Genomic DNA, 13643 nt, shown 5'->3' with positions numbered 1-13643 from the left:
TACAACCTAATCAAGCGAAGCCAGAACTCCGCTTGAACTTCTATTTTATTGTTTAATTGCGAGCAAGCGTTCTTCTTGCATATCACGAATCGCTGAGTGAATTCCTTCGCGACCTAAGCCTGAGTCTTTCACACCGCCATACGGCATGTTATCGACACGGAATGTAGGCACATCATTAATGATGACTCCACCAACATGCAAATGATCCCATGCATACAGCATTTTATTCAGATTTTGCGTATATACCCCTGCCTGTAAACCAAAACGACTTTGATTAATTGTATTAATACCCTGCTCAAACTCTTTAAATTTTTCTAAAATGGCAACGGGGCCAAATGCTTCATCCTTATAGATTTCTAGTTTGGCATCAACATTCTCCAGTAAAGTCGGTTCAAATAATACACCTTGTAAATGTCCTCCCGTCAGAACCTTTGCCCCTTTTTTCTCGGCTTTATCAACCCATTTTTTCAGGCGAACAGCTTCAGCTTCCTTAATCATCGGACCTACCAATGTGGTATTGAGCTTTGGATCATCTACTTTAATTTTTTTCAGTTTCGCAATCAGTTTCTTTTTCACTTCCACATAAAGATCAGCATGCACTAAAATCCGCTGCACACTGATACAAACTTGCCCTGCATGCCCATAAGCGGCACTGATCAAACGATCAATCAGCGCCTCATCAATCACGGTATCTGCATCGATCAGAACCGCAGCGTTGCCACCCAGTTCCAAAGTAACTTTCTTGCGCCCTGCACGCGCTTTCATGTCCCAACCAACCTGATCTGACCCCGTAAAGCTGAGTAATTTAAAACGATCATCTGTTACCAAAATATCCGCTGCTTGGCGATCACAAGGCAACACTGACCATGAGCCTTTTGGTAAATCAGTTTCCGCCAAAACTTTGGCAATCATTAATGCACTGATCGGTGTCAAACTCGCAGGCTTCAATACAAATGGACAACCTGCTGCAATTGCAGGTGCGATCTTGTGTGCAACCAGATTTAAAGGGAAATTAAATGGGCTAATCAGCGAAACTGCACCAATTGGCACATGCTTAACCATACCTCGAAAACGAGCAGCCGCAGGCGTTACTGCCAAAGGCAACATTCGACCATCATCAAGTTGTGTGACCGCATCTGCAGCCAATTGGAACGTATTTATCAGACGTTCCACTTCGGCACTTGCGGCACCTCGCGGCTTACCCCCCTCAATAATCAATATTTCTGTCAATTCTTCACGTAATTCATTAAAACGTTTAACGCAATGTAATAGAACTTTTTGTTTTTCAAATGGCTTAAGCGTCGCCATATCTACCTCAGCTTTAACTGAAGCAGAAATTGCTTTTTCCAACACTTTTTCATCTGCTAACGCAACTCGAGCATAGACCGTATTAGTATATTTATCATGAACTTCTAACCACTGACCTGTCGCTACTGCTTTCCCTGCAACATACAAAGGATAATCCACAACATTTTGTGCATCGGTCATTATTCTTCATCCCATAATTAAAATTTAAAATTAGACTACTGTATATTTTCAAATATCACTATATGATTCGCCCAATCACTGATGAATTCACAACAATTCATTACGGTTTTTGATATGAATTAGGACAATTGAATGAAAATATTAAAAATATCAATCTTAGCTTTAGGGACAAGTCTGTGTGATCTAGCACAAGCAGATGTAATTGGCGTGAAAGCAGATGCAAGCTATTGGTCTTATGATGGTAAGAATCAAGTTCAACCCAATAATACAACGTCTTTATCCAACCAAACTGGCGTAGATAATCTTCTATTGGATCCTTACGCAAACTCTCGAGAATATAATTTAGACCGTAAAGGCTCAGCTCAAATTTCGCTTGCATTTGAGCACCCGATTCCACTCATTCCAAATGCAAAAATTCGCTATGTGAATTTAAAATCACAAACTGAAAATGAAGTTGCAGGTCAGCCAGTTTATGACTTGAACATAGACCATACCGATTTCATTTTATATTATGAAATCTTGGATACTATCGTAAATGCAGATATTGGTTTAGGCGCAACCAGTTTAAATGGTGATGTTAAAACACTCGGTTTAAGCAAAACAGACATCGATAAAACTGTTCCTGTGATCTATGGATCGGCGGGTGTAAAACTGCCGTTTACTGGTCTAAGTGCCAAAGCAGAACTCTTATATAGCAACTTTAATGATACTAAAATTACCGATGCGCAAGCAGAATTACAATATAACTTTATTGATAATCTGTTGGTCGATGTTGGCTTGAAAGCTGGCTACCGTATCTTAGACATTAAATTAGATGACTACGAAAAAAACGATCTTAAATTTAATTTTAAAGGTCCTTATATCGGTTTAGATGTTCATTTCTAAATCCTAATAAGCTGAGAAACGGAATCTATAGATTCCGTTTTTTATCGCTTATCATTTCATCATTCCCGATTGATGTACGCCAAAACCTACAATAATCTCAGCGATTGGCGAATATCCCATTCTAAAGTTTTCACATATCATATAAAGCATAGAGAGACAGGAAGTCTCATTGAAAATAACAAAATACGCAGGAAGCGGTCGTTCATAAGGAATATAAACGACAATAAGCTGAATACTAAGAAGCCCCGTCAGGATGATGGGGCTTCTTTTTATTTATCATTTTATGCGTGATTTAAAGAGTTTTTAGATAGACAACCACATCGGTATTTTCTGCCATTTCAGCAAGCTGTAAGGCGGTGTATTCACCTTTATAAGCGACATTAGCCCCTTTGCTCACCAGTAGCTTCACGACAGCTAAATGATCATTCTCGGCAGCAGCTTGAAGCGCGCTATAACCTTCATCATCGGTCTGGTTTGGATCTATTCCCTCTACCAATAATTGCTCGACTTGTTCCACATCACCAAGGGATGCCCAATACACTAGCTCAGGGAGATGCAATTCTTCATCATCTTCAGGCAGTGGAGAAAAAGAGTTGAGTTTCATAATCATTTTCCTAAAACTATAAATTGACTCAATTTAACTCATAGTAAATGATTTTTCAGTAGAGCTATCATATATAAAAATCTCTTTGAAATTATGTTCAATATTTAAAGCTCTAACTTTTTCTTCTAAAATATTCCATTCTTTTGAAAAATAGCCTATATCTAACTCGCAACAAATAACGGCTTTGTTGCACAAATAGACGAAAGGTAGAGTTGTTCTAATCTTCAGATATTTATGCAACAGCCACCGTTTTAGCTGTACCAAGTTGAGTAAATTTATTCAAAATATCGACTCTTATTTGCAAGTCAACCACCTGACGATTAAAGCATCGACTAGATACACCTTGTCCAAGTCGTTTCAAGGCAAACATTTTAGTCTCTATTCGGGATCGTCGATGATAACCAATATCTCGTTTCCACTGCTTTTGACCCTTGTCCCAACAGCCTTGTACTGCATGATTCCTTGCTTTACCAATTTCATTTTCTGCCCATAAAGCAGCATTGGAACGAGGAGGGATAATTACATTTGCTTGCCGTTTCAAAATCGCATCATAACAATTCACTGTGTCATAAGCACCATCAGCCCTGACAGATGCAATGGGTTCATCAATTTGATCTAAAAGAGGTTGGAGCATTTCAGCATCACCATATTGGCAGGTCGTGACTTCAACCGCTTGTATTTCTCCACTGTTTGCATCTGTCGCAAGATGTAATTTCAGCCATTGACGATGTTGGTTTACGCCATGTTTTTTACGCACCCATTCCCCATCACCTGTAACTTTGATCCCTGTGCTATCAACTAAAATATGCAAGTCTTCCTGTGGATTTTTTGCTGATTTATGTAGAAGTGGCTGGAGCTTATCTGCTCGCCGACTCAATGTTGAGAAGTCTGGAACATTCCAGTCGAGGTGAGCCATTTGAAAAAGGCTTTGAATGAAACCTTGTGTTTGGCGTAAAGCCAGTTGGAACAGGTTTCGTATCGTCAGGGCAAATTGAATTGCTATATCAGTGTAGGTAGGTTGACGTCCTTTTTTTCCAGTAGGTGTTGCAGACCATTGCATTTGGGGATCAAACCAAATGGTGAAAGCACCCCGTTGACGTAAAGCCTGATTGTACTCAGACCAGTTCGTTGTTTTGTATCGGCTTTTTGATTCTGTATTCATCTAACATGTATGGGGATAAAATTTATTTATGCAACAAAGCCACAAATAACTAAAATTGTGTTTTCTGGATAATTTTTTCTCATTTTCTTATGGATTCTTAGAGCAATTAAATCTACAAAATGTTCAATAAAACTAGGATTATCATAGCTAATACATTCTGTATTTATATTCTTACCAATCTTCTTAACTCCATCAGCTGCATAACAATACCCCTGCTTATTTAATAATTCTCTTACCAAATATTCTTTACAGCACAAGTTACTTCTAGGAAATAACTTTCCTCCATTACTTTAATTTCAGCATCAAAACATGCTGCACGTGATGTCCAACAAACTTGAATATAATTTCCTAATCTATATTTAGTTCTTACATATACTGAAATTGGAAGAATTTCTTCTATTAATTCTTTTATATTACGAGGTCTTTTACTTAACTCATAACCATCTCGATCGTGCTCTTTAACATATTCAAATAGATCATAGGCTATTCTGCAGAACTCCAATCCGTCTACATAGCGATCTTTTAACTTATTGAAAAATTAAGCCTCATCTTGCCAATCTAATTGTTTCATAGAATTTGAATAATAATTTTAATAAAAGAACAGTACATAAAACTCTTTGCCAAAAAAACACCCCTAACCGTTAGGTTAGGGGTGTTTAGATTTAAAAGCTGGCGATGACTTACTCTCACATGGCAAATGCCACACTACCATCAGCGCTAAGAGGTTTCACTTCTGAGTTCGGGAAGGGATCAGGTGGTTCACTCTTGCTATTGTCGCCAGCAAACTGTTGTGGTGTTTTGGGGTCTTATTGATCATGTTGTGTTTTCACTTCATGTCTGCCTTACTTACGAACCAAAGAGTTATTAACGGATTAGATATTGAGTCTAACTTTGTGTTCAGCATTTTAACTAGTTTTCACACTAAATCAAGTTATGTATTGAATTTATCTTGAATACAACAACTGTTTGGGTGTTGTATAGTCAAGCCTCACGAGCAATTAGTATTGGTCAGCTTCACACGTCACCGTGCTTCCACACCCAACCTATCAACGTCCTAGTCTCGAACGGCTCTTTAGAGGAATAAATTCCTAGGGAAATCTTATCTTGAGGTAGGCTTCCCGCTTAGATGCTTTCAGCGGTTATCCCTTCCGAACATAGCTACCCGGCGATGCGACTGGCGTCACAACCGGTACACCAGAGGTTCGTCCACTCTGGTCCTCTCGTACTAGGAGCAGATCCTCTCAAATTTCCAGCGCCCACGGTAGATAGGGACCGAACTGTCTCACGACGTTCTAAACCCAGCTCGCGTACCTCTTTAAATGGCGAACAGCCATACCCTTGGGACCTGCTTCAGCCCCAGGATGAGATGAGCCGACATCGAGGTGCCAAACACCGCCGTCGATATGAACTCTTGGGCGGTATCAGCCTGTTATCCCCAGAGTACCTTTTATCCGTTGAGCGATGGCCTTTCCATACAGAACCACCGGATCACTAAGACCTACTTTCGTACCTGCTCGACTTGTGGGTCTCGCAGTTAAGCGCGCTTTTGCCTTTATACTCTACGCGTGATTTCCGACCACGCTGAGCGCACCTTCGTACTCCTCCGTTACTCTTTAGGAGGAGACCGCCCCAGTCAAACTACCCACCAGACATGGTCCTCGCCCCGGATTACGGGGCAGAGTTAGAACCTCAACATTACCAGGGTGGTATTTCAAGGACGGCTCCATTGGAACTAGCGTTCCAACTTCAAAGCCTCCCACCTATCCTACACAAGTAAGGTCAAAGTTCAATGTCAAGCTGCAGTAAAGGTTCACGGGGTCTTTCCGTCTAGCCGCGGGTACACTGCATCTTCACAGCGATTTCGATTTCACTGAGCCTCTGCTGGAGACAGCGCCGCCATCATTATGCCATTCGTGCAGGTCGGAACTTACCCGACAAGGAATTTCGCTACCTTAGGACCGTTATAGTTACGGCCGCCGTTTACTGGGGCTTCGATCAAGAGCTTCGCTTACGCTAACCCCATCAATTAACCTTCCAGCACCGGGCAGGCATCACACCCTATACGTCCACTTTCGTGTTTGCAGAGTGCTATGTTTTTAATAAACAGTTGCAGCGGCCTGGTTTCTGTGGCTGCCAATAGCTCAGGGAGCAAGTCCCATCACCGTCAGCAGCGTACCTTCTCCCGAAGTTACGGTACCATTTTGCCTAGTTCCTTCAGCAGAGTTCTCTCAAGCGCTTTGGTCTACTCGACCTGACCACCTGTGTCGGTTTCGGGTACGATTCCTGTGTAACTGAAGCTTAGAGACTTTTCCTGGAAGCATGGTATCAGCCACTTCACTGTACAAGTACAGCTTGCTATCAGTTCTCAGCATAGAGTACCCCGGATTTGCCTAAGATACATGCCTACAACCTTCCACCTGGACAACCAACGCCAGGCTGACTTAACCTTCTCCGTCCTCTCATCGCATTACACAGAAGTATTGGAATATTAACCAATTTCCCATCGACTACGCCTTTCGGCCTCGCCTTAGGGGTCGACTCACCCAGCCCCGATTAACGTTGGACTGGAACCCTTGGTCTTTCAGCGAACGGGTTTTTCACCCGTTTTGTCGTTACTCACGTCAGCATTCGCACTTCTGATACCTCCAGCATACTTCTCAATACACCTTCATCGGCTTACAGAACGCTCCCCTACCACTTGACTAATGTCAAATCCGCAGCTTCGGCACATAGTTTTAGCCCCGTTACATCTTCCGCGCAGGCCGACTCGACTAGTGAGCTATTACGCTTTCTTTAAAGGGTGGCTGCTTCTAAGCCAACCTCCTAGCTGTCTATGCCTTCCCACATCGTTTCCCACTTAACTATGATTTTGGGGCCTTAGCTGGCGGTCTGGATTGTTTTCCTCTTGACTACGGACGTTAGCACCCGCAGTCTGTCTCCCGGATAGTACTCATTGGTATTCGGAGTTTGCATCGGTTTGGTAAGTCGGGATGACCCCCTAGCCGAAACAGTGCTCTACCCCCAATGGTATTCGTCCGAGGCGCTACCTAAATAGCTTTCGGGGAGAACCAGCTATCACCAGGCTTGATTAGCCTTTCACCCCTATCCACAAGTCATCCCCTGGCTTTTCAACGACAGTGGGTTCGGTCCTCCAGTTAGTGTTACCCAACCTTCAACCTGCTCATGGATAGATCGCCTGGTTTCGGGTCTACACCCAGCAACTAAACGCCCTATTAAGACTCGATTTCTCTACGGCTCCCCTATACGGTTAACCTTGCTACTGAATGTAAGTCGCTGACCCATTATACAAAAGGTACGCAGTCACCGAACAAGTCGGCTCCCACTGCTTGTATGCATGCGGTTTCAGGATCTATTTCACTCCCCTCACAGGGGTTCTTTTCGCCTTTCCCTCACGGTACTGGTTCACTATCGGTCAGTCAGGAGTATTTAGCCTTGGAGGATGGTCCCCCCATATTCAGACAAGGTTTCACGTGCCTCGCCCTACTCGTCATCATTGTGTGTGCCCTTTCGTGTACGGGAATATCACCCTCTACGTTCGCACTTCCCAGAGCGTTCCACTAGAACACACACAACTTAATGGGCTGATCCCCGTTCGCTCGCCGCTACTAAGGGAATCTCAATTGATTTCTTTTCCTAAGGGTACTGAGATGTTTCACTTCCCCTCGTTCGCTTCATAAGCCTATGTATTCAGCTTATGATACCCGCCTTATAGCGGGTGGGTTCCCCCATTCAGAAATCTCCGGATCAAAGGATATTTGCCGCCTCCCCGGAGCTTTTCGCAGGCTATCACGTCTTTCTTCGCCTCTGACTGCCAAGGCATCCACCACATGCACTTAATTACTTGACTATACAACCCCAAACAGTCGTTAACACATACAAGTGAGTGTTAGCGTTGCAAACTTAATTGCTACTGGTTTGTTGTCTGTGAATTTAATCACCATACAGCTTCAATCTAAATTCATATACCAAAACGCTTGATTCAGTGTTTTTGCTAGTTCTCAATATGTTTAAATCAATCAAATTACTTCGATCAACTTAAATTCTTGAGTGAACAATTTATTTCAGACTCAATTTTCTAATCTGTTAATGATTAACTACCACCTCGTCAGCGAGTAGTAAACTGTGATAAATCACAGAAGTTAAGAAGCTATTTGCTTACTAAGTTCTGTAATCTTTAGCTCTAAGCTTCGTTCTATGTGTGCCTGCGCACAGCATAGCTGTTTGCTTAAATTTCAAGGAAAAACGTTGTTTTTCTAATCTTGAAATTTGGTGGAGACTAGGAGAGTCGAACTCCTGACCTCCTGCGTGCAAAGCAGGCGCTCTACCAACTAAGCTAAGTCCCCAGCTTTAATCATAATGAACGACATATCTTTTTATCTAGCAGCTTGTGATTATTCATCACTTCGTCAGTAGTGGTGGGTCTGACAAGACTTGAACTTGTGACCCCACGCTTATCAAGCGTGTGCTCTAACCAACTGAGCTACAGACCCTCAGATACATCTTCGAAGAACAACTTGTTGTGGATTCTTACCGATCGTCAATCTTTCGTTAAGGAGGTGATCCAGCCGCAGGTTCCCCTACGGCTACCTTGTTACGACTTCACCCCAGTCATCGGCCACACCGTGGTAAGCGTCCTCCTTGCGGTTAGACTACCTACTTCTGGTGCAACAAACTCCCATGGTGTGACGGGCGGTGTGTACAAGGCCCGGGAACGTATTCACCGCGGCATTCTGATCCGCGATTACTAGCGATTCCGACTTCATGGAGTCGAGTTGCAGACTCCAATCCGGACTACGATCGGCTTTTTGAGATTAGCATCCTATCGCTAGGTAGCAACCCTTTGTACCGACCATTGTAGCACGTGTGTAGCCCTGGCCGTAAGGGCCATGATGACTTGACGTCGTCCCCGCCTTCCTCCAGTTTGTCACTGGCAGTATCCTTAAAGTTCCCATCCGAAATGCTGGCAAGTAAGGAAAAGGGTTGCGCTCGTTGCGGGACTTAACCCAACATCTCACGACACGAGCTGACGACAGCCATGCAGCACCTGTATCTAGATTCCCGAAGGCACCAATCCATCTCTGGAAAGTTTCTAGTATGTCAAGGCCAGGTAAGGTTCTTCGCGTTGCATCGAATTAAACCACATGCTCCACCGCTTGTGCGGGCCCCCGTCAATTCATTTGAGTTTTAGTCTTGCGACCGTACTCCCCAGGCGGTCTACTTATCGCGTTAGCTGCGCCACTAAAGCCTCAAAGGCCCCAACGGCTAGTAGACATCGTTTACGGCATGGACTACCAGGGTATCTAATCCTGTTTGCTCCCCATGCTTTCGTACCTCAGCGTCAGTATTAGGCCAGATGGCTGCCTTCGCCATCGGTATTCCTCCAGATCTCTACGCATTTCACCGCTACACCTGGAATTCTACCATCCTCTCCCATACTCTAGCTGACCAGTATCGAATGCAATTCCTAAGTTAAGCTCAGGGATTTCACATCCGACTTAATCAGCCGCCTACGCACGCTTTACGCCCAGTAAATCCGATTAACGCTCGCACCCTCTGTATTACCGCGGCTGCTGGCACAGAGTTAGCCGGTGCTTATTCTGCGAGTAACGTCCACTATCCCAGAGTATTAATCCAGGTAGCCTCCTCCTCGCTTAAAGTGCTTTACAACCAAAAGGCCTTCTTCACACACGCGGCATGGCTGGATCAGGCTTCCGCCCATTGTCCAATATTCCCCACTGCTGCCTCCCGTAGGAGTCTGGGCCGTGTCTCAGTCCCAGTGTGGCGGATCATCCTCTCAGACCCGCTACAGATCGTCGCCTTGGTAGGCCTTTACCCCACCAACTAGCTAATCCGACTTAGGCTCATCATTTAGCGCAAGGTCCGAAGATCCCCTGCTTTCTCCCGTAGGACGTATGCGGTATTAGCATCCCTTTCGGAATGTTGTCCCCCACTAAATGGCAGATTCCTAAGCATTACTCACCCGTCCGCCGCTAAGATAAGGTGCAAGCACCTCATCCCCGCTCGACTTGCATGTGTTAAGCCTGCCGCCAGCGTTCAATCTGAGCCATGATCAAACTCTTCAGTTAAAATCATTTTGCACCTTAGTTAAGACAAGGTGCTAATTCTGGCTCATCAATTTTCTGACTAAAAATTCGCTCAAATAAACTTCGAGAAATTTCTACCATTCAATCAATGAAATATTTTCGATCGATCAATCAGTAAAAATCCACACAAGTTGTTCTTCTATTCTCTTAATGATCTTCTCGATGATTCGTCATCATCAAGCTAGGTCGGCTATGTTACTCTAATCTAAATTAAAGTCAACAGGTAATTTCGATATTTTTAAAACTCACCAACCAACCCAAGAACCTAACTACTTTAGCCAAATCCTTGTTTCTCAACAAGTTTTTATCTGCATCACCGCCGATGGATGTGCATTCTACACCATTCCTCTCCCAACACAACCCCCTTTTTTATTATTTTCTTTTGCATGTTTCTTTTTTCTACAAAATTAGTGTTTTCGTTGTTTTTATCAGCTATTTACGTATAAAAAGCAGGCTAATGGCCTGCTCTTTATTTTTTCCATTGTGATTTAATCAGTAAAAGTCACACGAGCAATCGCTTTTTTACCCGATTGGATGATTAAAGTGACATTCTCTTTTACAGAGAAGCTCATATCAACCACGTTCCAGTCAACTTTAACCGCACCACGACCCACGGCATCTTTTGCAGCAGCTGCATTTGGGTTTAAACCAGCAACACGAAGAATTGTGGCAATAAATAACTCACCACCAAACTCACCACGAGAAATCGTCACTTCTGGCGTATCTTCAGGTACTTCGCCTTCGGTTACACGATTGCCTGCGCTCTTGTGTGCATTTTCAGCCGCTTCTGCATCATGGAAACGCTCCACCAGCTCAAGTGCCAAGATACGTTTGATTTCTTGTGGATTGCGACCCGCAGCCATTTCATCCAGCAAGACTTTGATTTCATCCAGTGCCTTAAAGCTGAGTAAATCAAAGTAGCGTTCAATCAAGCTATCTGGCATTGACAGGATTTTTTGGTACATTGCGCCTGGGGTATCAAATACACCAATATAGTTGCCTAAAGATTTTGACATCTTATTGACGCCATCTAAACCTTCAAGAATCGGTACAGTGATGCAGACTTGTGATTCTTGACCGTAACGACCTTGTAAAGTACGTCCCATGAGCAAGTTAAAAGTTTGGTCTGTTCCACCTAACTCAACATCTGCTTCAAGCGCAATCGAGTCATAGCCTTGTACCAATGGATATAAAAACTCATGGATCGCGATTGGCTGGTGGTTGTTATAGCGCTTGGTAAAGTCATCACGTTCCAGCATACGTGATACAGTTTGCTGACTTGCCAATTGAATTAAATCAGCTGCAGTTTTTTGGCTAAACCATTCTGAGTTAAAACGAACTTTGGTTTTATTTGGATCTAAAATTTTAAAAACTTGTTCTTGATAAGTCTTGGCATTGGCAAGTACTTGCTCTTGCGACAACGGCGGACGTGTTGCACTTTTGCCTGTTGGGTCACCGATCATGGCGGTATAATCACCAATCAAGAAAGTAACCTCATGTCCCAAATCTTGGAAGGTTTTTAATTTATTGATTAGAACCGTATGTCCTAAGTGTAAATCAGGAGCCGTTGGGTCAAAGCCTGCTTTTACACGGAGTGGACGATTCTCTTTCAGTTTTTTCAATAAATCTTCATCAGAGATAATCTCGTGCGTGCCTCGTTGAATGAGAGCAAGCTGTTCTTCGGCTGGCAAGAAATTTGACATCACAAAACCTAAACACATCAGTTATTCAATTTGTGCGATATACTAACATTTTTTCAGCATCTTGCAGGATAAGTTGTATATGAGCGCGATCTATATTGGTGTAATGACAGGCACGAGCATGGATGGTGTTGATATTGTTGCAAGTTCATTTGACCCTTTAACACTACATGCCACACTGACTGTGCCTTTTGAGCCTGAATTACGTGATGAATTAATGGCTTTAACGCTTCCTGACGACAATGAAATTGATCGTATGGGTAAAGCCGATGTCGCTTTGGCACAAATGATTGGACATGGCATTAATACGCTGATTGAAAGGAACAATTTAGATCGTAATCAAATCAAGGCTATTGGTTCTCATGGGCAAACTATTCGCCATCGCCCTGAGCATGGCTTTACCTTACAAATTGGTGATCCAAATATCATCACTGAAATTACTCAACTCCCTGTGGTTTCTGATTTTCGGCGTCGTGATATGGCCGCAGGAGGGCAAGGTGCTCCTTTAGTGCCAGCTTTCCATCAAGCTTTGTTTCAGCATGACAGAATCCATCGTGTCATTTTGAATTTAGGCGGTATTGCCAATGTCAGTATGTTGCCTGCAAATGACCTTGACGGTGTTTATGGCTTTGATACAGGCCCTGCAAATATATTAATGGATGCATGGTGTCATCGTCATACAGGGCATCCATACGATGAAAATGGCGACTGGGCTGCTTATGGCCATCCAATACGCTCCCTATTAGATCGATTGCACTCACACGAATACTTTTCGAAAGAACCTCCAAAAAGTACAGGTCGCGAAGACTTCAATATTGATTGGTTAGATGATCAACTGATCGATTGGCGCAATGATTTAACCTATGACGAACTCGAAGATACACCTGAAAATATTCAAGCGACCTTACTGAAACTTACCGTAAGGGCAATTCAAAAAGCAGTCTATCGTTCTAGCATGGAAACAGGCGAACTCTACGTTTGTGGCGGCGGTGCTTATAATTCTTATTTATTGGAACAATTACGTTGGCGCTTACGCAAACACAATTGGTCAGTACAAACCACGGATGCTCTTGGCTTAGCACCGACATGGGTCGAAGCGACGGCGTTTGCATGGTTAGCCATGCGTTTCGTTGAACAACTGAGTGGGAATTTACCTACTGTGACAGGCGCTTCAGGTGATCGTATATTGGGAACCATCACCGCTGTTTAAACTTAAAGCAATAAAAAAGCTTCTCGAATTGAGAAGCTTTTTTATCATTAGAATCTATTAAATCGAGAAAGATGATCCACAACCGCAAGTTGTCGTTGCATTCGGGTTTTGCACCACAAAGCGAGAACCTTCCAGTCCTTCAAGATAATCAACCACTGAGCCAACCAAGTATTGATAGCTAAGTGAATCAACTAACATTTTAACGTCGCCATTGGTAAATTCAGCATCATCTTCATTAACACTTTCAGCGAAATTAAAACCATAAGAAAAGCCTGAGCATCCACCACCCGTTACATAAACACGTAACATCAAGTCGTTATTCCCTTCACTTTCGCGTAATTGACGAACTTTGTTGGCAGCATTATCTGACAATTCAAGAGCTTGGGCATTCATGGTAGATATTCCTCAGACTTCAATACGTCTTTCATAAATAAAAGACCCGATATTCAGTATAGCATACTCAATATCG

8 protein-coding genes, 2 tRNA genes and 3 rRNA genes are annotated in these 13643 nt (G+C 43.2%); 2 read left to right on the top strand and 11 right to left on the bottom strand.

Annotated elements, in window-relative coordinates:
• Positions 1-45 precede the first annotated feature (45 nt).
• Positions 46-1488 carry an aldehyde dehydrogenase family protein gene (locus CDG55_RS01295; protein WP_087537381.1) on the bottom strand — a complete coding sequence of 481 codons (1443 nt, stop codon included), beginning with the start codon at positions 1486-1488 and terminating at the stop codon, positions 46-48.
• A gap of 132 nt (positions 1489-1620) precedes the next feature.
• Here CDG55_RS01295 and CDG55_RS01290 point away from each other — a divergent pair, with 132 nt between their 5' ends.
• Positions 1621-2373, top strand: a complete 753-nt coding sequence (locus CDG55_RS01290; protein WP_087537382.1) for a TIGR04219 family outer membrane beta-barrel protein — start codon at positions 1621-1623, stop codon at positions 2371-2373.
• A gap of 292 nt (positions 2374-2665) precedes the next feature.
• Here the strand turns inward: CDG55_RS01290 and CDG55_RS01285 are convergent, their stop codons facing one another.
• The 9 genes from CDG55_RS01285 to tyrS form a co-directional block, all read right to left on the bottom strand.
• The gene (locus CDG55_RS01285) at positions 2666-2977 is read right to left on the bottom strand and encodes an ankyrin repeat domain-containing protein (RefSeq protein WP_087537383.1); all 312 of its coding nucleotides are present in this window, start codon (positions 2975-2977) and stop codon (positions 2666-2668) included.
• A 232-nt stretch (positions 2978-3209) separates the two neighbouring features.
• Entirely contained in the window at positions 3210-4139 is a 930-nt protein-coding gene (locus tag CDG55_RS01275) for an IS5-like element ISAba10 family transposase (RefSeq protein ID WP_111313897.1), read from the bottom strand.
• Positions 4140-4165: 26 nt separating this feature from the next.
• Positions 4166-4396 (bottom strand): hypothetical protein, encoded by a 231-nt coding sequence (locus CDG55_RS15435; protein ID WP_228252562.1) that lies wholly within the window; start codon positions 4394-4396, stop codon positions 4166-4168.
• Between the two features lie 410 nt (positions 4397-4806).
• A 5S ribosomal RNA gene (gene rrf, locus CDG55_RS01265) occupies positions 4807-4921 on the bottom strand.
• 195 nt (positions 4922-5116) lie between these two features.
• Positions 5117-8007 (bottom strand): 23S ribosomal RNA (locus CDG55_RS01260).
• 420 nt (positions 8008-8427) lie between these two features.
• Positions 8428-8503, bottom strand: a tRNA-Ala gene (locus CDG55_RS01255).
• Between the two features lie 70 nt (positions 8504-8573).
• Positions 8574-8650: transfer RNA gene (locus tag CDG55_RS01250), tRNA-Ile, on the bottom strand.
• Positions 8651-8709: 59 nt separating this feature from the next.
• Positions 8710-10246, bottom strand: a 16S ribosomal RNA gene (locus CDG55_RS01245).
• Together the 16S, 23S and 5S rRNA genes with 2 tRNA genes alongside form the textbook arrangement of a ribosomal RNA operon.
• 506 nt (positions 10247-10752) lie before the next feature.
• Positions 10753-11985, bottom strand: coding sequence for a tyrosine--tRNA ligase (tyrS, locus tag CDG55_RS01240; RefSeq protein WP_087537343.1), 1233 nt, complete (start codon positions 11983-11985; stop codon positions 10753-10755).
• A gap of 61 nt (positions 11986-12046) precedes the next feature.
• On the opposite strand from tyrS, the gene CDG55_RS01235 reads away from it, so the two are divergent.
• Positions 12047-13174, top strand: coding sequence for an anhydro-N-acetylmuramic acid kinase (locus CDG55_RS01235; RefSeq protein ID WP_087537342.1), 1128 nt, complete (start codon positions 12047-12049; stop codon positions 13172-13174).
• A gap of 57 nt (positions 13175-13231) precedes the next feature.
• On the opposite strand, the gene erpA is transcribed toward CDG55_RS01235, so the two are convergent.
• Positions 13232-13567, bottom strand: coding sequence for an iron-sulfur cluster insertion protein ErpA (gene erpA / locus CDG55_RS01230; protein ID WP_005158950.1), 336 nt, complete (start codon positions 13565-13567; stop codon positions 13232-13234).
• Between the last annotated feature and the right edge of the window lie 76 nt (positions 13568-13643).

Source organism: Acinetobacter sp. WCHA45 (assembly GCF_002165255.2).
In the GTDB taxonomy this organism is placed as follows: domain Bacteria; phylum Pseudomonadota; class Gammaproteobacteria; order Pseudomonadales; family Moraxellaceae; genus Acinetobacter.
Note: the sequence above shows the minus strand (reverse complement) of the source record. Positions and strands in the feature narration are given on the sequence as shown.

Coding starts and splice junctions, on each gene's coding strand:
- CDG55_RS01275 (WP_111313897.1), bottom strand. CDS start 4,139: ATGAATACAGAATCAAAAAGCCGATACAAAACAACGAACTGGTCTGAG.
- CDG55_RS01285 (WP_087537383.1), bottom strand. CDS start 2,977: ATGAAACTCAACTCTTTTTCTCCACTGCCTGAAGATGATGAAGAATTG.
- erpA (WP_005158950.1), bottom strand. CDS start 13,567: ATGAATGCCCAAGCTCTTGAATTGTCAGATAATGCTGCCAACAAAGTT.
- tyrS (WP_087537343.1), bottom strand. CDS start 11,985: ATGTGTTTAGGTTTTGTGATGTCAAATTTCTTGCCAGCCGAAGAACAG.
- CDG55_RS01235 (WP_087537342.1), top strand. CDS start 12,047: ATGAGCGCGATCTATATTGGTGTAATGACAGGCACGAGCATGGATGGT.
- CDG55_RS01290 (WP_087537382.1), top strand. CDS start 1,621: ATGAAAATATTAAAAATATCAATCTTAGCTTTAGGGACAAGTCTGTGT.
- CDG55_RS01295 (WP_087537381.1), bottom strand. CDS start 1,488: ATGACCGATGCACAAAATGTTGTGGATTATCCTTTGTATGTTGCAGGG.